The following is a 19785-nucleotide window of genomic DNA, read 5'->3' as shown; positions in this document are numbered from 1 at the left end:
GAAGCCATGGCCCGAATCCACGACTCCATCACCGGCACCTTCGGCGGCACGCCGCTCGTGCGACTCAACCGCGTGACCGACGGCGCCGGCGCGACCGTGCTCGCGAAGCTCGAGTTCTTCAACCCGAGCTCGAGCGTCAAGGACCGCCTCGGCATCGCCGTCGTCGACGCCGCCGAGAAGTCGGGGCAGCTGCAGCCGGGCGGCACGATCGTCGAGGGCACGAGCGGCAACACCGGCATCGCGCTCGCGATGGTCGGCGCGGCGCGCGGCTACAAGGTGATCCTCACGATGCCGGAGTCGATGAGCCTCGAGCGCCGCAAGCTGCTCCGCGCCTACGGCGCCGAGCTCGTGCTCACGCCCGCGAGCGAGGGCATGAAGGGCGCCGTCTCGAAGGCGGCCGAGATCGCCGAGACGACCGGCGCCGTCCTCGCGCGCCAGTTCGAGAACGAGGCGAACCCCGCCATCCACCACGCCACCACGGGCCCCGAGATCTGGAGCGACACCGACGGCGCCGTCGACATCTTCGTCTCCGGCGTCGGCACCGGCGGCACCGTGACGGGCGCCGGCCGCTACCTCAAGGAGCAGAAGGCCGGACTCCAGGTCGTCGCCGTCGAGCCCGAGGAGTCGGCGATCCTCAACGGCGGTGCGCCCGGCCCCCACAAGATCCAGGGCATCGGCGCGAACTTCGTCCCCGAGGTGCTCGACCGCGAGGTCTACGACGAGGTGCTCGATGTGAACATCGAGCAGGCGGTCGCGATGGCCCGCCGCCTCGGCGCCGAGGAGGGCATCCTCGGCGGCATCTCCTCCGGCGCGACCGTGCACGCGGCCGTCGAGCTCGCGAAGCGCCCCGAGAACGCGGGGAAGACGATCGTCGTCATCGTCGCGAGCTACGGGGAGCGCTACCTCTCGACGGTGCTCTACGAGCACCTCGAGGGCTGACCCGCCCGCGATGGGGGTCCGGGAGGACATCCGCGCCGCGCAGGCGCAGGATCCTGCCGCGCGCGGCGCGTTCGAGGTGTGGCTGACCTACTCGGGGCTGCACGCCGTGTGGGCGCACCGGGTCGCGAGCCGGCTCTGGCGCGCGCGCCTGCGGCTGCTCGCGCGCGTCGTCTCGCAGGCGACCCGCTCGGTCACGGGGGTCGAGATCCATCCGGCGGCGGTCATCGGCCGACGGCTGTTCATCGACCACGGCATGGGGGTCGTGATCGGGGAGACGGCCGTGGTCGGGGACGACGTGCACCTGTACCACGGCGTCACGCTCGGCGGCACCTCCACCGAGCACGTGAAGCGCCACCCGACGATCGGCGACCGCGTCGTGATCGGGGCGGGTGCGACGCTCCTCGGCCCCATCGAGATCGGCGAGGACTCGGCGGTCGGCGCCGGCGCCGTCGTGCTCGTCTCGGCGCCGCCGCGCTCGCTGCTCGTCGGCGTCCCCGCCACGCCCCGCCCGCGGCGCTGAGGCGGCATCCCGGGCCGTGCGGGCGGGCGGGATGCGAGGATGGCGGCATGGACGCAGACCTCCACATCACGGGCGACGACGACGCCGACCGGCTGCTCTCGACCGACCCGCTCGCGCTGCTCGTCGGGATGCTGCTCGACCAGCAGGTCGCGATGGAGACGGCCTTCGCAGGGCCCGCGAAGATCCGCGACCGGCTCGGCGCCTTCGACGCGGCCGCCCTCGCCGGGCACGACCCCGAGGCGCTCGAGGCGGTCTTCCGGCAGACGCCGGCGGTGCACCGCTACCCGGGCTCGATGGCCGGGCGCGTGCAGACGCTCGCGCGGACGATCGTCGACGAGTACGCGGGGGATGCCGCCGCGATCTGGGAGCGCGATGCGCCCGACGGCGGCGAGGTGCTGAGGCGGCTGAAGGCCCTGCCCGGCTTCGGCGAGCAGAAGGCGCGCATCTTCCTCGCGCTCCTCGGCAAGCAGACGGGCTTCGACGGCGCCGGATGGCGGGATGCGGCGGGCGCCTACGGCGAGGCCGGCAGCTTCCGCTCGGTCGCCGACATCGTGGATGCCGAATCGCTCGGGAAGGTCCGCGCGACGAAGCAGGCGGCGAAGGCGGCCGCGAAGGCGAAGGGTTGACGGGGGCCGCACGCCTCCTCGTCCTCCTCGCTCAGTCGGGCAGCTCGAGCCCCGGTGCGACGCCCTCGAGCGCGGGACCGAGACCGATGTCGACGAGCACGAGCTCGCCCGCGAGGCGCGGCCCCTCGCCGAGCAGCAGTCCGGTCTTGAGCGCACCGAAGACCGCCGTCGCATCCGCGGGGAGGACGTTGCCGTCGGGCGCCTCGCCGGTGTCGGGGTGCAGGCCGCTCGGGAGGTCGACCGCGATCACGAGCGGCCGGTCCGGCTCCTCGAGCAGCGAGCGGAGCGTGCCGATCGCGGAGGCGGCCGGATCCCGCAGCGCGGGGGAGGGCGTGCTCCCGGTGCCGAGGACGCCGTCGACGAGCGCGCCCGCCTCGAGCGCCTCGTCGAGGAGCGCGCGCAGCTCCAGCTGCCGTGCGCCGGCGGCGACCGCCGCCGAGCGCGCCGCCTCGTGGATGCGGCCTCCCAGCGCGACGAAGGCGACGGGCCGCCCCGCCGCGGCGAGCTCGGCGCCGGCGTAGAGCGCATCCGCCCCGTTGTCGCCGGAGCCCGCGAGCACGAGCACCAGCCGGTCGGCCGGCACCCGCTCGCGCAGCAGCGCGGCGAGCCCCGCCGCGGCACGGGCCATGAGCGGCACGCCGGCCTCGACGAGCGGCCGCTCGGCCGCGCGGATCTCCGCCGCCGACCAGGCCCGCCGCATCCTCAGGACCCCGCGAGGAGGCCCGCGCGCTCCGGGTGCCGATCGAACCACTCCGCGACGAACCAGCACGTCGGGGTGATGCGGCCGTCACGCGAGGCGACGTCGTCGACCGCGTGCTCGACGAGCTTCGCCGCGAAGCCGCGCCCGCGATGGCGCGGCACGGTCACCGTGTGGTGCATCACGACGCTCGCGCCGTGGTCGCGGTACTCGAGCACGCTCACGAGCTCGCCCCCGACGTGCATGGAGTAGCGCTTCAGCTCGGGATCGTGGCGGAACTCGGTGCTCATGCCGCCACGCTACGCCCGACCGCCGTCGTCACGCCGGGCGATCGCCGCGCTCACGGCATCCGCCGCCTTCACGAGGGCGAGATGCGAGAGCGCCTGCGGGGTGTTGCCCATCGCGCGGCCGGTCGCCGGATCCAGCTCCTCCGCGAGGAGGCCGACGTCGTTCGCGGACGCGACGAGCCGGTCGAGGAGCGCCGAGGCGTCCCCGACGCGATCCGATTCGGCGTACTGCCGCACGAGCCAGAAGGAGCAGGCGAGGAAGGGGTGCTCGTCGCCCTCGAGCCCGTCCACGCCGGACTCGGTGCGGTAGCGGCGCACGAGGCCGTCCCGCATGAGCTCGGACTCGATCCGCTCGACGGTCCGCCGCATCCGCTCGTCGCCCGCCTCGACGAAGCCCGTCTGGGGGATCGCGAGCAGGGCGGCATCCACCTCGTCCGCGTCGTAGTGCTGGCGGAAGGCTCCCGTCGCCGGGTCGACGCCGCGTGTCTCGATCTCCTCGCGGAGCCGAGCGCGCACATCGCGCCACCGCTCGAGCGGGCCGCGCAGCCCGAGCTCCTCGATGGCGCGGACGCCGCAGTCGAAGGCCGCCCAGATCATCACGCGCGAGTGGGTGAACCAGCGCTCCGGCCCGCGGATCTCCCAGATGCCGTGATCGGGGCGGTCGAGCACGGTCTCGAGGTACTCCAGCAGCGCCACCTGGAGCGACCAGGAGAAGCGGTCCTCCGCGACCCCGATCCGCCGGGCGCGCTCGAGCGCGAGCATGACCTCGCCGAAGATGTCGCCCTGGAACTGCTCCGCCGCCTGGTTGCCGATGCGGACGGGGGCCGCGCCGCGGTGACCCGGGAGGTGCGCGAGGACCTCCTCGGGGAGCCGGCGCTCGCCGCCGACGCCGTACATGATCTGCAGGTCCGCGGGGTCGCCCGCGATCGCGCGGAGCAGCCAGGCGCGCCACTCGCTCGCCTCCTCGGCGTAGCCGTGGAGCATGAGAGCCTCGAGCGTGAGGGAGGCGTCGCGGAGCCACACGAAGCGGTAGTCCCAGTTCCGTTCCCCGCCGTCCTCCTCGGGGAGGCTCGTCGTCGCGGCGGCGACGACGCCGCCCGTCTCCTCGAGGGTCAGCGCGCGGAGCACGAGGAGGGATCGTCGCACCGCCTCCGGGTGGACGGCCGGCGCATCGCAGCTCGCGATCCAGTCGGACCACCAGGCCCGCGTCGCCTCGATCGCCGCGTCGACGTCGACGGGCGGCGGCGGCGCATCCCAGGAGCGGTGCCAGCCGAGCACCGTGTCGACGACCTCGCCTTCCGCCACCTCGAGCTCGGCGCGGTGCTCGTGATCCAGCGCCCGGAAGCGCGGCCCGCGGATCAGCGCCGCATCGGGTCCTGCGACCGCGAGGAGGGCGTGCTCGCCCGATCCCGCATGCTCGGGCATCTGCCGCATCCACGGCACGGCCCCGGCGTAGTCGAAGCGGATGCGGAGCGACTGCGTCATGCGCACCCGGCCGCGGACGCCTCGGATGCGCCGGATGACGACCGCGCGGTGCGCGCCGCGCGGCATGAGGTCGAGCACCTCGACCTCGCCGGACCCCGAGGTCTCGTCGTCGACGATCCAGCGCGTGCTGAGCACGAAGTCCTCGCCCTCGTAGCGGCGGGAGGTCGCCGGCTCCTCCGGGCCCGCGCCCGCGGGGGCGATGCGCCAGCGGCCCTGCTCCTCGTCGCCGAGGATCGCGGCGAACATGCTGGGGGAGTCGAAGCGCGGCGCGCAGAACCAGTCCAGGCTGCCGTCCCGGCCGACCAGCGCGGCCGTGTGGAGGTCGCCGATGAGCGCGTAGTCGCCGATGTCGCCGGGCATGCCGCCATCCTCGCGCACCCGCCTCCCAGCATGCCGGACGCGGGCGGGCCTAGGCTTCCGGCATGAGCCTCCGCGACATCCCCCTCACGACCATCGACGGCGAGGAGACCACGCTCGCGGCCTACGCGGACCGCGCGGTCATCGTCGTGAACGTCGCCTCGAAGTGCGGGCTCACGCCCCAGTACGAGAAGCTCGAGCGGCTGCAGCGCGAGTACGGCGAGCGCGGTCTCACGGTGCTCGGGTTCCCCTGCAACCAGTTCCTCGGACAGGAGCCCGGCTCCGCCGAGCAGATCCAGGAGTTCTGCTCCACCACCTACGGCGTGACCTTCCCCATGTTCGAGAAGACGAAGGTCAACGGCCGCCACCAGCACCCGCTCTACGCGGAGCTCACGCAGGTGCGGGATGCGGACGGCAAGGCCGGCAAGGTGAAGTGGAACTTCGAGAAGTTCGTGATCGCGCCGGATGACACCGTGACGCGCTTCCGTCCGGCGACCGAGCCGGATGCGCCCGAGGTCATCGCGGCCGTCGAGGCGGCGCTGCCCGCCGCCTGAGGTCAGCGACCCGGCCGGTGCTCCCGGGTCCGGTCAGCGCCCCTGCAGCCGGTCGAGCTCGCGCCGGTCGCGCTTCGTCGGCCGGCCCGCCCCGCGCTCGCGCACGCCGACGAGCACGCGCTCCTCGCGCGGCGGGGGCGGCGGCGTCCGATCCTCGAGGCACTCGGCCGCGATCGCGGCGCCCACCCGCTTGTGGATGAGGCGGCGCGCCACGACGATGCGGGTGCCGCCCTCCGTGAGGGCGCGCACCTCGGCGCCGAGGCGGACCGCCTGCGAGGGCTTCGCGCGCTCGCCGTCGATGCGGACGTGGCCCGCCTTGCATGCGGCGGTCGCCGCGCTCCGCGTCTTGTAGAGGCGTACCGCCCAGACCCAGGCGTCGACGCGCACGGCGGCCGGCTCAGCCACGGCCGCCCTCCGCTCGCACGCGCTCGACGAGCTCCCGCCAGGGGCCTTCGAGCTCGGGCTCCGGCACGCTCGCGCGGTGCTCGACGGTCGTCGTCCGGGCGACGATCGCCCAGACGAAGCGGTCGACGACGACGCGTGCGGCTCCACTCGACTCGGCGGGCGCCGCATCCCACGGACAGGCCTCGACGAGACTCGCCCAGGCGCTCCGCTCGGCGGGCTCGGGGTCGACCGCCCAGCGACGGGTCAGACCCGCGACGCCGCCCGCGCGCGCGACCTCGATCCGGAGGACCTCGTCACCCGGCGCTGCCGTCATCGATCTCGACTCCCACCCCGGCCCAGCCCGCGCGCACCGCGGCGGTCTCGGCCGATGCCTCACCGTATCGCGCGGTCGCGGCGGCCGCCGTCGCGGCCGCGAAGCCGGCGAAGTCGGTGGTCGGCGAGAGGCCGCCGGCCGTGAGGGCGTCGTACCAGATGCGCCCCGCGCGCTCCCAGGCCTCGCCGCCCAGCTCGACCGCCGCGAGATGGAAGGCGCGGTTCGGGATGCCCGAGTTGAGGTGGACCCCGCCGTCGTCCTCGCTCGTCTCGATGTAGTCGTCCATGTGGCCCGGCTGCGGGTCCTTGCCGAGCACGTCGTCGTCGTACGCGGTGCCCGGCGCCTTCATCGAGCGCAGCGCCGAGCCCTCCACCTCGGGTGTGAACAGCCCCTCGCCGATCAGCCAGCTCGCCTCGTCCGCCGTCTGCCCCGCGACCCGCTGCTCGACGAGGGCGCCGAACACATCCGACACGGACTCGTTGAGCGCGCCCGACTGCCCCCGGTAGACGAGCCCCGCCGTGTGCTCGGTGACGCCGTGGGCGAGCTCGTGCCCGATGACCGAGAGGGATGCCGTGAAGCGCCCGAAGACCTCGCCGTCGCCGTCGCCGAAGACCATGCGCTCGCCGTTCCAGAAGGCGTTGTCGTAGTCCTCGCCGTAGTGCACGCTCGCCTCGAGCGGCATGCCGTCGCCGTCGATCGAGTTGCGGCCGTAGACCTCGGAGAAGAGGGCGAAGGTGGCGCCGAGACCCTCGTAGGCCTCGTCGGCCGCGGCATCGCCCGTCGCGGGCTCGCCCTCGCGCCGCACGACGCGACCCGGCAGCGTCTCGGCCCCGCCGGCATCCGCCACCGTCCGGTTCGGCGCGTCGCTGAGCTCGGCGACGAGGCGGCCGCCCTCGTCGATGCTCAGCGTGATGCGCGCCGCGCGGAGCGGCTCGTCGGCGAGGAGGGTGCGGCGGGCCGCGACCGCCGCGCGCTCGAAGCGGGCGTCGCCCGCCTCGGCGAGCCGGGCGAGGAGGTACGGGGGGACGATTCCGGGGGTCATGACAGGAAGCCTAGGAGGGGCTCCCGACATGGTGGAGCGCCCGGTCCACCCGGACGCCTCGCGTCTAGGCTGTGGACATGTCCCGAGCGAGCCACGACCCGAGCGCGCGGCGCCCGCTGGGCTCGGGGGACGAATGGGTCGAGGGTGCGCGGGGCCGCTTCTGGGGCCGCTACGGCGCGGCCGGCCTGCTGATCCTCGAGGACGGCGACGCGCTCCTGCAGCTCCGCGTGGGCTGGAGCCATTTCGGCGGCACCTGGGGGCTCCCGGGCGGGGCGCGGAAGTCGGGGGAGTCCGCCGCCTCGGCCGCGATCCGCGAGGCGGACGAGGAGGCCGGCGTGCCGCCCGAGCTCGTCGAGGTGCTCGGCGAGCACGTCCTCGATCTCGGCTACTGGTCGTACACGACCGTCATCGCGCGGGCGCGCGAGCGCTTCGAGCCCTTCCTCGGCGATGCCGAGTCGGTCGCCCTCGAGTGGGTGCCGTGCGCTCAGGTGCCCGCGCGCGAGCTGCACCCGGGGCTCGCGGCGGCGTGGCCGGAGCTCGAGCTACGCGCGGGCGAGCTCGGCGGTCTCGGCCTCGGCCTCGGCGGCGAGTGACGCCTTCCAGGCGACGAGGCTCCGCACGACCCGGCTGTCGTCTCCGGCCAGCTCGTCCATGACGTCCGCGGGGACGAAGTAGTTCACCGCGACCCAGCCGCGGACCGCATCCGACTCGTCGTGCGCGAGGTCGCGGAGGAGATCGCAGGGCGTCGCCTCGTTGCGGGCGACGCAGGCGCGCACGCCCTGGTCGGCATCCTTCGCGAGCGTCGCGAAGAGGTCCGCGGGGGTGTGGGAGCTCGAGGCCACCGACTCCCGGATCTTGGGGTTCGCGTGCGTCGCGAGGAGGCGGAGGCGGCGGATCTTGCTCGCGGTCACGGGCGGCGCGGGGTGCAGCCGGGCGGCCTCCTCGGCGCTCAGCATCGCGGGGGCGGCGGCGCGCATCTGCGCGCGCTGCGCGGGGGTGTTGAAGCGGATGCACGACATGCGCACCAGGCTACGTCCGGCTCGCGCCCTCGCGCCGGGCAACACGCGGCGGCCGGGGGAGCAGCATGGGCGTCCGCCGGGCGTAGTCCGCGTAGCCGGGATGCCGCGACCGAGAGATCGACTCCGTGAACCGGGTCGATGCGTGGACGAGGAGCGTGAGCAGCAGCGCCCCGAGCGCCGTCCACTGGAGGAGGGTGCCGCTCGCGGCGGCCCCCAGCACGAAGAAGGCCCACCACTGCAACTGCTCGAAGAGGTGGTTGGGATGCCGCGACCAGGCCCACAGGCCCGTCGTCGGGAATCCCGGCCCCATCGCCCGGCCCTGCGCGACGGCCTCCCGCCGCGCCGCACGGAAGTCCCACTGCTGCTGATCGGCGATCGTCTCACCGGCGAGCGCGAGGAGGAAGAGGGCGGACGCGGCCGCATCGAGCGCGCCGAAGCGCTCGCCGCGGTGCTGGTACGCGGTGAGCGCCGGGAGGGCGATGAGGACGAGGATCGCGTGCCGGCCCAGCTGGATGACGAGCGCGTCGAAGGCGATCCACCGCCGCCGAGACATCCGCGCGCGCAGGATCGCCCAGCGATGGTCCTCGACGCCGCGGTAGCCGCCGCGCCGGGCGAGGTTCACGGTGAGCCGGGCGCCCCAGAGCGCCGCGAGGAGCGCCATGATGTCGAGCCGGGGATCGAGGAACCCGGCGAAGGCCGCGAAGACGGCGACGTAGACGGGCGGCGCGAGCGACCAGATCCGGTCGACCCACGAGGCGTCGCCCGTGACGCGGCCCGCGGTCCAGGTGCCGAGCGCGAGCGTCGCGGCGATCGCGAGCACGACGGCGAGCGGCTCCATGCGCGGATTCTAGCGAGCCCGCACTCTAGACTCGACAGCGGAGGTCGGTGGATGACGATGGTCAGCTCGAGGGTCGTGACGATCCCCAATCTGCTGAGCCTGCTCCGGCTCCTCCTGATCCCGGTCTTCATCGTGCTCATGGTGACCGAGCAGTACGGCTACGCGGTCCTCACCCTCGCCGTCTCGAGCATCACCGACTTCGCCGACGGCTACATCGCGCGCCGCTTCGGCCAGGTCACGCGCCTCGGCCAGCTGCTGGATCCCGCCGCCGACCGGCTCTACATCCTCACGACCCTGCTCGGCATCACGATCGCCGGCATCGTGCCGTGGTGGTTCCCGCTCGTCATCATCGCCCGCGAGGCCCTGCTGATCGGCCTCGGCCTCGTGCTCGCACGGCACGGCTACGGACCCCTCCCGGTGCACAGCCTCGGCAAGATGGGCACCTTCTGCCTCCTCCTCGGGTTCCCGGTCGTCCTGCTCGCGGCGGCCTTCCCGGCGGCGGCGCCGATCGCGGCGCCGATCGGCTGGGCCGCCCTCATCTGGGGCGCGTACCTGTACTGGTGGGCGGGCTTCGCCTACGCGCGGGAGACCGTCCGGGTGGTGCGTCTCGCGAGGGTTCCGCAGGAGGCGGGATCGGATACGCTGGACAGCTGAAGGAGGTCACGATGGTCGACCACGAAGCTTCCGGTCAGGGTGGACAGCACCCGCAGCCGGCATCCAGCCCCAGCGCCGACACGACGGCCCACTTCACCGACGAGTTCGTCCAGCAGCTCGCGGCGATGGAGGCCGGCGTCTCCATGGAGGAGCAGGAGGCCATCGGCGCCCTGCCCTCGGCCTCGGCGCTCCTCGTGGTGCGGCGCGGCCCGAACGTCGGTGCGCGGTTCCTCCTCGACGCCGACGTCACGACGGTGGGCCGCCACCCCGACGCCGAGATCTTCCTCGACGACGTGACCGTCTCGCGGCGCCACGCGGAGTTCATCCGCATGGGCACGGCGTTCCAGGTCCGCGACCTCGGCTCCCTCAACGGCACCTACTTCGACGGCGTCCGGATCGAGTCCGCGCTGCTCACGGACGGCGCCGAGGTCCAGGTCGGCAAGTTCCGCCTGACCTTCTACGCCTCCCGCCTGGATCTCGCGGCCGCGGCGGGCCGGTAGTGCCGGCCGGCGCCTCCCAGGCCAGGGTGCCCGGGGCCCCGTCGAGCCAGCTCCTCAGCATCGGGCAGGTGCTCGCGCGGCTGAACCCGGAGTTCCCGGATCTCACGCCGTCGAAGCTGCGCTTCCTCGAGGAGCGCCAGCTCATCTCGCCCGCGCGCACGGAGTCCGGGTACCGCAAGTTCTCCGGCGCCGATCTCGAGCGGCTTCGGCTCATCCTCTCGATGCAGCGCGACCACTACCTCCCGCTCAAGGTCATCCGCGGCTACCTCGACGACCTGGATGCCGGGCGCGAGCCGGTCCTGCCGGGCGGCCGGCAGGTCGCCTCGCCGTCGATGCTGCCGAGCGAGCGGCGGCTGTCGCGCGAGGAGCTGGTCCGGGAGGCGGGCGCGAACGCGATGCTCCTCTCGGATGCCGTGTCGGCCTCCCTCATCGTCCCCGCCGACCACTACGGCGAGGAGGCGCTCTCGGTGCTGAGAGCGCTCGTGGAGCTGCAGCGCTCGGGCATCGAGCCGCGCCACCTGCGCGGCTTCCGCGCGGCGGCGGAGCGCGAGCTGGGGCTCATCGAGAGCGCGCTCATCCCGGTCGCGCGTCGCAAGGACGCGTCGAGCCGGGCGAAGGCCGCCGAGATGGCGCGCGAGATCGCGGGCCAGCTCGAGGTCGTGCGCTCGAGCCTCATCCGCTCGGCGCTGAGCCGGCTCTAGGTGCGGGCCGGATCGATTTCGCGCGACACGCCGCGAGTTCGCACGGATGTCGTTGCCCGGGGGCGGTCGCGTGGGTAGCGTGAGGGACCACGGGAGCTTGCACCTCAAGCTCAAGTTGAGGGTTAGGAATCGTCATGAGTGAAGCGGGCCGGAGCGACGACTCCCGCTACGACCTCGGTCTGCTGTTCACCGACGGCCTCCCGGATCTGGACGCCGACGCGGGCTACCGCGGCGCCGTGGCGGCGCGGGCGGCCGGCATCTCCTACCGTCAGCTCGACTACTGGGCACGCACCCAGCTCGTCGAGCCGACCGTGCGCGGCGCGGCCGGCTCCGGGTCGCAGCGCCTCTACGGCTTCCGCGACATCCTCGTGCTCAAGCTCGTGAAGCGGCTCCTCGACACCGGCATCTCGCTCCAGCAGATCCGCACCGCGATCGGCCAGCTCCGTGAGTCCGGCGTCGACGACCTCGCGCAGACGACCCTCATGTCGGACGGCGCGAGCGTCTACCTCTGCACCTCCGACGACGAGGTCATCGACCTCGTCCGCCAGGGGCAGGGCGTCTTCGGCATCGCCGTGGGCAAGGTCCTCCGCGAGGTCGAGTCGAGCCTCGTCGAGCTCGACGCGCCCGAGCCCGCCGAGGACCCGGCGGACGAGCTCGCGGCTCGCCGTCAGCGCAAGGCCGAGGCCTCCTAGGCCTCCTCGCCGCGTCGACCGCTCCGCTGCTCTGCCGCCGCGGCGGCCGGTCGACTGCTCCGCCTCGCGTCAGCCCTGCGGCGGCGCCGCGGCGGCGCCCGCGGGGATCCCGATCCGCGCCGTGCGCAGCACCCGGTCGAGCAACACGTCGAAGTGGTGCGCCATCTCCTGCGCGCTCTCGCCGGGCCAGACGTGGAGCGGCTTCGCGGCGCCCTGCGCCTGCTGCAGCGAGGTGCGCTCCGGCAGCTGCGGCGAGAGCACGAGCGGGCCGAACATGTCGCGCAGCTCCTTGATGCGGAACTGGTGCTCGAGCGACTGCACCCGCGCGCGGTTCACGATGATGCCGAGCGGCTGGAGGCGGGGGGAGAGACCGCGGCGGATCTCCTCGATCGCGCGGAGCGCGCGGTCGGCGGCGGCGACCGAGAAGAGGCCCGGCTCCGTCACGACGGCGACGCGGTCGCTCGCGGCCCAGGCGGTGCGGGTGAGCGCGTTGAGCGAGGGCGCGCAGTCGATGAGGACCAGCTCGTACTCGCTCTCGACGTGCGCGAGCGCCTCCTCGAGCTTCCAGATGTCGCGGATCGAGGGGTGCGGCCCGTCGAAGTTGATGGCGGAGGGGGAGCCGATGAGGACGTCGATCGTCCCGCTGCGACCACGGGTCCAGCCGCTCGGGGCGATCGCCGAGCGGACGATCTTCTCCTTCGGCGAGGCGAGGACGTCGGCGACGTTGAGGTGGCCGGCGACCGCGATGTCCATGCCGGTCGAGACATCCGACTGCGGGTCCAGATCCACGACGAGCGTCTTGAGGCCCTTCGCGAAGGCCGCCGAGGCGAGCCCGAGCGTCACGGTGGTCTTTCCCACGCCCCCCTTCAGGGAGCTGACGCTGAGTACGTGCACGAAGAAAGACACTACCGCGGCCTGCCTGAAAGAACACAAGTTGATAACGACGGGGGATGGCGTGGAGACCCGGTCGCGCGCCCCTAGGCTTGGGGGGTCGAGAGGAATCGATGTTCGAGAAGATCCTGGTTGCCAATCGCGGTGAGATCGCGATCCGCGCCTTCCGCGCCGCCTATGAGCTCGGGGCCAAGACGGTCGCCGTCTATCCGTACGAGGACCGCAACTCGATGCACCGCCTGAAGGCGGACGAGGCGTACCTCATCGGGGAGAAGGGCCACCCCGTCCGCGCCTACCTCGACGTCTCGGAGATCATCCGGGTCGCGAGGGAGTCGGGTGCCGACGCCATCTACCCCGGCTACGGCTTCCTCTCCGAGAATCCGGACCTCGCCCACGCGGCGGCCGAGGCGGGCATCACCTTCATCGGCCCGCCCGAGCACGTGCTCGAGATGGCGGGCAACAAGGTCACCGCGAAGCAGCACGCGATCGACGCGGGCGTGCCGGTGCTCGACTCGAGCCCCGCGACGACCGATATCGAGCTTCTCCTCAGCGAGGCGGACCGCATCGGCTTCCCCGTCTTCGCGAAGGCGGTCGCGGGCGGCGGCGGGCGCGGCATGCGCCGTGTCGAGCGCCGCGAGGACCTCCGCGAGGCGCTCGAGGCCGCCATGCGCGAGGCCGACAGCGCCTTCGGCGACGCGACCATGTTCCTCGAGCAGGCGGTCATCCGCCCCCGGCACATCGAGGTCCAGATCCTCGCCGACGCCTCGGGGCACACGATGCACCTCTTCGAGCGCGACTGCTCGGTGCAGCGCCGCAACCAGAAGGTCATCGAGATCGCGCCCGCGCCGAACCTCGACCAGGCGACCCGCGACGCGCTGTACCGCGACGCGATCGCCTTCGCCGAGTCGATCGGCTACGTCAACGCGGGCACCGTCGAGTTCCTGCTCGACACGGCGGGCGATCGCAAGGGCGAGCACGTCTTCATCGAGATGAACCCGCGCATCCAGGTCGAGCACACCGTGACCGAGGAGGTCACGGACGTCGACCTCGTGCAGTCGCAGATGCGCATCGCCGCGGGCGCGACGCTCGCCGAGCTCGGGCTCGGCCCCGAGACCGTGCACCTGCGCGGGGCGGCGATCCAGGCCCGCATCACGACGGAGGACCCGGCCGACGGCTTCCGTCCCGACACCGGCAAGATCACGACCTACCGCTCGCCGGGCGGCGCCGGCATCCGCCTCGACGGCGGCACGGTGCAGACGGGCGCCCAGATCAGCCCGCACTTCGACTCCATGCTCGCGAAGATGACGGTGCGCGGCCGCGACTTCCCGGCCGCCGTCGCGCGCGCTCGGCGCGGTCTCGACGAGTTCCGCATCCGCGGCGTCTCCACGAACATCCCCTTCGTGCGGGCCGTGCTCGACGACCCGGCCTTCATCCGCGGCGACCTCTCGACGCTCTTCATCGAGGAGCGTCCCGAGCTCCTCCGCGGTCGCGAGTCGCGCGACCGCGGCACGAAGGTGCTCAACTGGCTGGCCGACGTCACGGTCAACCAGCCGAACGGCGCCCTCGGCCACGCGATCGACCCCGCGCTCAAGCTCCCCGCGCTCGATCTCGAGCAGCCGGCGCCGGCGGGATCCCGCCAGCGCCTCCAGGAGCTCGGTCCCGCCGGCTTCGCCGCGGCGCTCCGCCAGCAGACCGCCCTCGCCGTCACCGACACGACCTTCCGCGACGCGCACCAGTCGCTCCTCGCGACGCGCGTGCGCACCCGCGACCTCGTCGCGGTGATGCCGCACGTCGCGCGGATGACCCCGCAGCTGCTCTCGGTCGAGGCCTGGGGCGGCGCGACCTACGACGTCGCCCTCCGCTTCCTCGGCGAGGACCCCTGGGAGCGGCTCGGCGCCATGCGCGAGGCGCTCCCGAACGTCGCGATCCAGATGCTGCTGCGCGGCCGCAACACGGTCGGCTACACCCCGTACCCGACCGAGGTGACCTCCTCCTTCGTGCGCGAGGCGACCGCGACGGGCGTCGACGTCTTCCGCATCTTCGACGCCCTCAACGACGTCGACCAGATGCGCCCCGCGATCGACGCCGTGCTCGAGACGGGCACGAGCGTCGCCGAGGTCGCGCTCTGCTACACGGGCGACCTGCTCGACCCGGCCGAGGACCTCTACACGCTCGACTACTACCTCCGCCTCGCGGAGCAGATCGTCGATGCGGGCGCCCACGTCCTCGCGATCAAGGACATGGCGGGTCTGCTGCGCGCCGGCGCCGCCGAGCAGCTCGTCACGGCCCTCCGCGACCGGTTCGAGCTGCCCGTGCACCTGCACACCCACGACACGGCGGGCGGCCAGCTCGCGACGCTCCTCGCGGCCAGCCGGGTCGGCGTGGACGCGGTGGATGTCGCGAGCGCGCCGATGGCCGGCACGACGAGCCAGCCCTCGGCCTCCGCGCTCATCGCCGCGACCGCGCACACCGAGCGCGACACCGGCATCCCGCTGCAGGCCGTGAGCGACCTCGAGCCCTACTGGGAGGCCGTGCGCGGCGCCTACAAGCCCTTCGAGTCCGGGCTCCCGGGCCCGACCGGCCGGGTCTACAAGCACGAGATCCCGGGCGGGCAGCTCTCGAACCTGCGCCAGCAGGCGATCGCGCTCGGCCTGGCCGACCACTTCGAGAAGATCGAGGACTACTACGCGGCGGCCTCCGAGATGCTCGGCCGCCCGCCGAAGGTGACGCCGTCCTCCAAGGTCGTCGGCGACCTCGCCCTCGCGCTCGTCGCGGCGGACGCGGACCCGGCCGACTTCGAGCGGAACCCGCAGAAGTACGACATCCCCGACTCGGTGATCGGCTTCATGGCCGGCGAGCTCGGCGACCTGCCCGGCGGCTGGCCGGAGCCCTTCCGCTCGAAGGTGCTCGAGGGGCGCGACGTGAAGGCCGGCGTCGAGGCGGTCTCCGAGACCGACCTCGCCGCCCTCGCGGGGGAGCCGGCGGAGCGCCGCACGACGCTCAACCGCCTCCTCTTCGCCGAGCCGACGAAGCAGTTCGAGCAGATGCGGGAGCTCTTCGGGGACCTCTCGGTCGTCGACACCCTCGACTACCTCTACGGGCTGCGCCCGGGGGTCGAGCACGTCGTCGAGATCTCGCGCGGCGTCCAGCTCTTCGTCGGGCTCGAGGCGATCGGCGAGGCGGACGAGAAGGGCATGCGGACCGTCATGACGACGCTCAACGGCCAGCTCCGCCCCGTCTTCGTCCGCGACCGCTCGATCGAGGTCGAGGTCACGAGCGCCGAGAAGGCCGACGCCTCGAAGCCCGGGCAGGTGGCGGCCCCGTTCTCGGGCGTCGTGACCCTCAAGGTCGCCGAGGGGGATGTCGTGGAGGCCGGAGCGCCGGTCGCCTCGATCGAGGCCATGAAGATGGAGGCCGCGATCACGAGCCCGGTCGGCGGCACCGTCCGCCGGCTCGCGATCCCGACCACCCAGCAGGTCGACGCGGGAGACCTGCTCGTCGTCGTCGAGTGAGCCCCGGGCCGCGCGGGCGGCCGGGTCTAGACTGGGTCGGCTCCGCAGGAGGTGAGGTCGACCGTGTCCGATGACCGTCCGCCGCGCCCCGGCGCGGACTCCGACGGAGACCTCGCGGAGCCCTCGGGCGACGCGGGCATCTCGATCGCGATCCCCGAGAGCCTCACGATCGCCGTCGAGCTGCCCGCGGAGGTCCATGAGACGCCGGAGGACGAGCGCCATCTCGTGATCGCCGACGTGGCCGTGACCCCGAGCGCTCCCGCACCCGGCGGCACGAGCTCGATCACGATCCCGCCGCCGCGTCCCCGGAGCGAGGCGCCCGCGCCCGCGCCCTCCCGCATCCCGCCGCTTCCGGACGATGTGCGGCCGGACCGCGACGCGGCGCCGCGCACCCGCGCGCGCAGGCCCGCCGCGCCGACGAGGCCAGGCCGGCCTCCCGCGCCCGAGGGCTTCTGGCGGCACCTGGTCTACGCAGCCACGCTGCGCCTCGTGAACCTCGGCGACTCGGCGCCCGTCCGCGCCCGCAAGGCGCTCGACGCGCGCATCGCGAAGCCCTTCGCCGACGGCACCCGCTACGTGCCGATCCTGACGCGCAAGGGCGGCGTCGGCAAGACGACCATCACGACGCTGCTCGGGATGGCGCTCTCCGACGTGCGCGAGGACCGGGTCATCGCGATCGACGCGAACCCCGACCGCGGCACGCTCGCGGAGCGCGTCGCGCGACAGACGCGATCGACCGTGCGGCAGCTCATCGAGCTCGCCCCGAGCCTCACGAGCCCCGAGGCCCTCTCCGCGCACGTCTCGCGCGACGAGACCGGGCTCGAGGTCGTGGCGAGCGACGCCGATCCGCTGCTCGGCGAGGCCTTCGACGAGGACGGCTACAACGTCGTCGCGGATGTCGCCGCGCGTGTCGCGGGCGTCGTGCTCACCGACTGCGGCACCGGCATCGTGCACTCGGTCATGCGGCCGACCCTGCAGCGCGCGGACGCGATCGTCGTGGTCTCGGGCGGCAGCATCGACGAGGCGCGTCTCGCCTCCGAGACGCTCACCTGGCTCGAGGCCAACGGCGCGGGGCAGCTCGTCCGCGGCGCGGTCGTCGCGCTCAACACCGCCACCCCCGGCACGAAGCTCGCCCGGCTCGACGAGATCGAGGCCCACTTCCGCTCCCGCGTGCGCGAGGTCGTCCGCATCCCCTACGACCCCGAGCTCGCCGCGGGCTCCGTGATCCGGTATCACCTGCTCCGCCCGTTCACCCGCGAGTCGGCGAGGCACCTCGCCGCCGTCGTGATGGACGGGATCCCGACCGAGAGAGACTGACCCTCCACATGGCCGTGCGCCCCATCCGCCTCTTCGGCGACCCCGTCCTCCGCTCCGTCACCGACCCGGTGCGCATCGGCGCACCCGGCAACGCGGGACTCGTCGAGGATCTCGTCGACAGCGTCGCCCTCGAGGGCCGCGCGGGCGTCGCGGCGAATCAGATCGGCGTGGGGCTCCGCGCCTTCACGGTCAACGTCGACGGCCGCATCGACTACGTGCTCAACCCCGAGATCGTCGAGCTCGGCGGCGAGCCGGCGCTCGTCGACGAGGGCTGCCTCTCGGTGCCGGGCTTCTACTTCCCGCGGATGCGCCACCCCTACGCGAAGGTGCGCGGGCTCGATCTCGCGGGCGAGGAGATCGTCCTCGAGGGGGCGGGGCTCATGGCTCAGGCGCTCCAGCACGAGACCGACCACCTCGACGGGAAGCTCTACATCGAGGGTCTCGAGCCGGAGACGAAGCGGGAGGCGATGCGCGCCGTCCGTCAGGCGGAGTGGTTCGGGCGCTCCGTCGAGTAGCGGCCGGAACGGCGGGCGGGCGCCCTGCGCCCCGCCTCGGCGGGAGCGCACGACGCCGTCGCGACGGCGGGGCCGAGCCGCCTAGTGCACGAGCGACTGACCGCGGGTCTCCGCGTCGTTCGCGTACATCGACTCGATGACCGGCGCGAAGTCCTTGAGGATGACGCCCCGCTTGATGCTCATCTTGGGCGTCAGGTGACCGCTCGCCTCGGTGAACTCGGTCGGGAGGATCACGAACTTGCGGATCGACTCCGCCCGCGAGACGCGCCCGTTCGCGACGTCGACCGCCTTCTGGACCTCGGCGATCACCTTCGGATGCGTCGCCGCCTCCTCGAGCGCCATGTCGGCCGCCTCGCCGTTGTTGTTGAGCCAGACCGGCAGCATCTCGGGGTCGAGGGTCACGAGCGCCGAGATGAAGGGCTTCTGGTCGCCCACCGCGACGACCTGGCCGATGAGCGGGTTCGCGCGGATCGGGTCCTCGAGCCCGGCGGGGGCGACGTTCTTGCCGCCCGCCGTGACGATGATCTCCTTCTTGCGGCCGGTGATGGTGAGGTAGCCGTCCTCATCGAGCGCACCCAGGTCGCCCGTCTTGAACCAGTCGCCGTCGAAGACCTCGGCCGTCGCCTCCGCGTTGTTCCAGTAGCCGCCGAAGACGTTGATGCCCTTGACGAGCACCTCGCCGTCCTCCGCGATCCTGAGGCCGACGCCCGGGAGCGCCGGGCCGACGGTGCCGATCTTGAACCGCTCGACGAGGTTGACCGTCGCGGGGGCCGTCGTCTCGGTGAGGCCGTAGCCCTCGAGCACGCGGATGCCCATGCTGCGGAAGAAGTGGCCGAGGCGGGTGCCGAGCGGCGCCGAGCCCGAGACGGCGTAGACCACCCGACCGCCCATCGCCGCCTTGAGCTTCGAGTACACGAGCTTGTCGAAGAGCGCGAACCGCAGGCGCAGTCCCAGCGGGACGGCACCGGCGTCGAGCGCCTTGGAGTGCGCGATCGCGGTCTCGGCCGCGGCGTGGAAGATCCTCCCCTTCCCGCCGGCCTCGGCCTTCTGCTCGGAGGAGTTGTAGACCTTCTCGAAGACGCGCGGGACCGCGAGCAGGAAGCTCGGCTTGAAGCTGCCGAGCGCGGGCAGCAGCTGCTTCGTGTCGGCCTGGTGGCCGACCTTGACGCCGCCGTAGACGCAGAGCACGGAGATGAATCGCGCGAAGACGTGCGCGGTCGTGATGAAGAGCAGGGTCGAGGAGCCCGGCGCGAGGATCTCCTTCATCGCGACCTCGGCGTTGCGCGTCAGCTCGACGAAGTTCGCGTGGGTGATGATGCAGCCCTTCGGGCGGCCCGTGGAGCCGGAGGTGTAGATGAGCGTCGCGAGGTCGGAGCCGACGGCGGCCGAGCGGCGCTGCTCGACCTCCTCGTCGGCGATGCCGGCGCCGCCCGCGCGGAGCTTGTCGAGATCCCCGAGCTCGACCTGCCACACCTTGGCCACCTCGGGGAGCTCTGCGCGCACCTCGTCGAAGCGCGTGAAGTGCTCCGCCGTCTCGAGGATGAGCGCGGTGGCGCCGGAGTCGGCGAGGTTGAACTGGATCTGCGCGGGGGAGGAGGTCTCGTAGACGGGGACGAGCACGGCCCCCGCGAACCAGGTCGCGAAGTCGACGAGCGTCCACTCGTACCGCGTGCGGCACATGAAGCCGATCTTCTCGCCGGGCTGGATGCCGGCGGCGATGAGTCCCTTCGCGAGCTCGACCACCTGGTCGTGGAACTCGCGCACGCTGACGTCGCTCCAGCCGCCCTCGGCGGTCGGGAGCGAGAAGAGCGCGCTGTCGGGGCTCGCCCGGAGACGGTCGAGCAGGAGATCGGTCGCGTTCGCCTCGGGATCGGGCTGGACGAGGGCGGTGGTCTCGGATTCGTGCACGGCAGCTCCTTCG

Annotated in this window: 22 protein-coding genes; 12 read left to right on the top strand and 10 right to left on the bottom strand. The window is 73.1% G+C overall.

Annotation, left to right across the window (positions count from 1 at the left end):
- The first annotated feature begins 6 nt into the window (after positions 1-6).
- Genes cysK through OF852_RS04115 form a run of 3 tightly spaced genes read left to right on the top strand, consistent with a single transcriptional unit; the run spans position 7 to position 2085 of the window.
- Entirely contained in the window at positions 7-939 is a 933-nt protein-coding gene (cysK, locus tag OF852_RS04125; protein WP_271120539.1) for a cysteine synthase A, read from the top strand.
- Positions 940-949: 10 nt separating this feature from the next.
- Complete coding sequence (gene epsC / locus OF852_RS04120; protein ID WP_271120538.1) at positions 950-1459, top strand: serine O-acetyltransferase EpsC; 510 nt, start codon at positions 950-952, stop codon at positions 1457-1459.
- A gap of 47 nt (positions 1460-1506) precedes the next feature.
- Positions 1507-2085 carry an HhH-GPD-type base excision DNA repair protein gene (locus OF852_RS04115; protein ID WP_271120537.1) on the top strand — a complete coding sequence of 193 codons (579 nt, stop codon included), beginning with the start codon at positions 1507-1509 and terminating at the stop codon, positions 2083-2085.
- A gap of 31 nt (positions 2086-2116) precedes the next feature.
- Here the strand turns inward: OF852_RS04115 and OF852_RS04110 are convergent, their stop codons facing one another.
- Genes OF852_RS04110 through OF852_RS04100 form a run of 3 tightly spaced genes read right to left on the bottom strand, consistent with a single transcriptional unit; the run spans position 2117 to position 4914 of the window.
- Positions 2117-2785: an NAD(P)H-hydrate epimerase gene (locus OF852_RS04110; protein ID WP_271120536.1), complete on the bottom strand. Its 669-nt coding sequence runs from the start codon at positions 2783-2785 to the stop codon at positions 2117-2119.
- 2 nt (positions 2786-2787) lie between these two features.
- Positions 2788-3072, bottom strand: coding sequence for a GNAT family N-acetyltransferase (locus OF852_RS04105; RefSeq protein WP_271120535.1), 285 nt, complete (start codon positions 3070-3072; stop codon positions 2788-2790).
- A gap of 9 nt (positions 3073-3081) precedes the next feature.
- Positions 3082-4914, bottom strand: coding sequence for a glycoside hydrolase family 15 protein (locus tag OF852_RS04100; protein WP_271120534.1), 1833 nt, complete (start codon positions 4912-4914; stop codon positions 3082-3084).
- Between the two features lie 62 nt (positions 4915-4976).
- Here OF852_RS04100 and OF852_RS04095 point away from each other — a divergent pair, with 62 nt between their 5' ends.
- Complete coding sequence (locus tag OF852_RS04095) at positions 4977-5465, top strand: glutathione peroxidase (RefSeq protein WP_271120533.1); 489 nt, start codon at positions 4977-4979, stop codon at positions 5463-5465.
- Between the two features lie 33 nt (positions 5466-5498).
- Here OF852_RS04095 and OF852_RS04090 read toward each other — a convergent pair whose 3' ends face one another.
- The 3 genes from OF852_RS04090 to OF852_RS04080 are packed head-to-tail and all read right to left on the bottom strand — an operon-like array spanning position 5499 to position 7225.
- Positions 5499-5870 (bottom strand): RNA-binding S4 domain-containing protein, encoded by a 372-nt coding sequence (locus OF852_RS04090; protein ID WP_271120532.1) that lies wholly within the window; start codon positions 5868-5870, stop codon positions 5499-5501.
- Positions 5863-6183 carry a protealysin inhibitor emfourin gene (locus OF852_RS04085; protein ID WP_271120531.1) on the bottom strand — a complete coding sequence of 107 codons (321 nt, stop codon included), beginning with the start codon at positions 6181-6183 and terminating at the stop codon, positions 5863-5865. Before OF852_RS04085 ends, OF852_RS04090 begins: the two co-directional genes overlap by 8 nt.
- The gene (locus OF852_RS04080) at positions 6164-7225 is read right to left on the bottom strand and encodes a M4 family metallopeptidase (RefSeq protein ID WP_271120530.1); all 1062 of its coding nucleotides are present in this window, start codon (positions 7223-7225) and stop codon (positions 6164-6166) included. The genes OF852_RS04085 and OF852_RS04080 overlap by 20 nt, the downstream gene beginning before the upstream one ends.
- Positions 7226-7302: 77 nt before the next feature.
- Between OF852_RS04080 and OF852_RS04075 the strand changes: the two genes are divergently transcribed.
- Positions 7303-7818: an NUDIX domain-containing protein gene (locus OF852_RS04075; RefSeq protein WP_271120529.1), complete on the top strand. Its 516-nt coding sequence runs from the start codon at positions 7303-7305 to the stop codon at positions 7816-7818.
- Here OF852_RS04075 and OF852_RS04070 read toward each other — a convergent pair.
- Both OF852_RS04070 and OF852_RS04065 read right to left on the bottom strand, forming a co-directional pair.
- Complete coding sequence (locus OF852_RS04070; protein WP_271120528.1) at positions 7768-8244, bottom strand: hypothetical protein; 477 nt, start codon at positions 8242-8244, stop codon at positions 7768-7770. The two genes, OF852_RS04075 and OF852_RS04070, sit on opposite strands and share 51 nt — an antisense overlap.
- A gap of 10 nt (positions 8245-8254) precedes the next feature.
- Positions 8255-9082: a DUF1295 domain-containing protein gene (locus OF852_RS04065; protein WP_271120527.1), complete on the bottom strand. Its 828-nt coding sequence runs from the start codon at positions 9080-9082 to the stop codon at positions 8255-8257.
- Between the two features lie 51 nt (positions 9083-9133).
- Between OF852_RS04065 and OF852_RS04060 the strand changes: the two genes are divergently transcribed.
- The 4 genes from OF852_RS04060 to OF852_RS04045 all read left to right on the top strand — a co-directional run bounded on the left by OF852_RS04060 (position 9134) and on the right by OF852_RS04045 (position 11629).
- On the top strand, positions 9134-9736 hold the full coding sequence (locus tag OF852_RS04060) for a CDP-alcohol phosphatidyltransferase family protein (RefSeq protein WP_271120526.1): 603 nt from the start codon (positions 9134-9136) through the stop codon (positions 9734-9736).
- Positions 9737-9747: 11 nt separating this feature from the next.
- Positions 9748-10236 (top strand): FHA domain-containing protein, encoded by a 489-nt coding sequence (locus tag OF852_RS04055; protein WP_271120525.1) that lies wholly within the window; start codon positions 9748-9750, stop codon positions 10234-10236.
- A 26-nt stretch (positions 10237-10262) separates the two neighbouring features.
- Entirely contained in the window at positions 10263-10937 is a 675-nt protein-coding gene (gene ftsR / locus OF852_RS04050; protein WP_271120524.1) for a transcriptional regulator FtsR, read from the top strand.
- A gap of 134 nt (positions 10938-11071) precedes the next feature.
- Complete coding sequence (locus OF852_RS04045; protein WP_271120523.1) at positions 11072-11629, top strand: MerR family transcriptional regulator; 558 nt, start codon at positions 11072-11074, stop codon at positions 11627-11629.
- A gap of 69 nt (positions 11630-11698) precedes the next feature.
- Here the strand turns inward: OF852_RS04045 and OF852_RS04040 are convergent, their stop codons facing one another.
- Positions 11699-12523, bottom strand: a complete 825-nt coding sequence (locus OF852_RS04040; protein ID WP_271120522.1) for a ParA family protein — start codon at positions 12521-12523, stop codon at positions 11699-11701.
- A 110-nt stretch (positions 12524-12633) separates the two neighbouring features.
- Between OF852_RS04040 and OF852_RS04035 the strand changes: the two genes are divergently transcribed.
- The 3 genes from OF852_RS04035 to OF852_RS04025 all read left to right on the top strand — a co-directional run bounded on the left by OF852_RS04035 (position 12634) and on the right by OF852_RS04025 (position 17864).
- A complete protein-coding gene (locus OF852_RS04035) occupies positions 12634-16032 on the top strand; it encodes a pyruvate carboxylase (RefSeq protein WP_271120521.1) in 3399 nt (1132 codons plus the stop codon).
- A gap of 63 nt (positions 16033-16095) precedes the next feature.
- Positions 16096-17349, top strand: a complete 1254-nt coding sequence (locus OF852_RS04030) for a MinD/ParA family ATP-binding protein (RefSeq protein ID WP_271120520.1) — start codon at positions 16096-16098, stop codon at positions 17347-17349.
- 8 nt (positions 17350-17357) lie between these two features.
- Positions 17358-17864: a peptide deformylase gene (locus tag OF852_RS04025; protein WP_271120519.1), complete on the top strand. Its 507-nt coding sequence runs from the start codon at positions 17358-17360 to the stop codon at positions 17862-17864.
- Between the two features lie 81 nt (positions 17865-17945).
- On the opposite strand, the gene OF852_RS04020 is transcribed toward OF852_RS04025, so the two are convergent.
- The gene (locus OF852_RS04020; RefSeq protein ID WP_271120518.1) at positions 17946-19772 is read right to left on the bottom strand and encodes an AMP-dependent synthetase/ligase; all 1827 of its coding nucleotides are present in this window, start codon (positions 19770-19772) and stop codon (positions 17946-17948) included.
- Positions 19773-19785: the final 13 nt, after the last annotated feature.

It is taken from the genome of Homoserinibacter sp. YIM 151385 (genome assembly GCF_027912415.1).
In the GTDB taxonomy this organism is placed as follows: Bacteria; Actinomycetota; Actinomycetes; order Actinomycetales; family Microbacteriaceae; genus Schumannella.
Note: the sequence above shows the minus strand (reverse complement) of the source record. Positions and strands in the feature narration are given on the sequence as shown.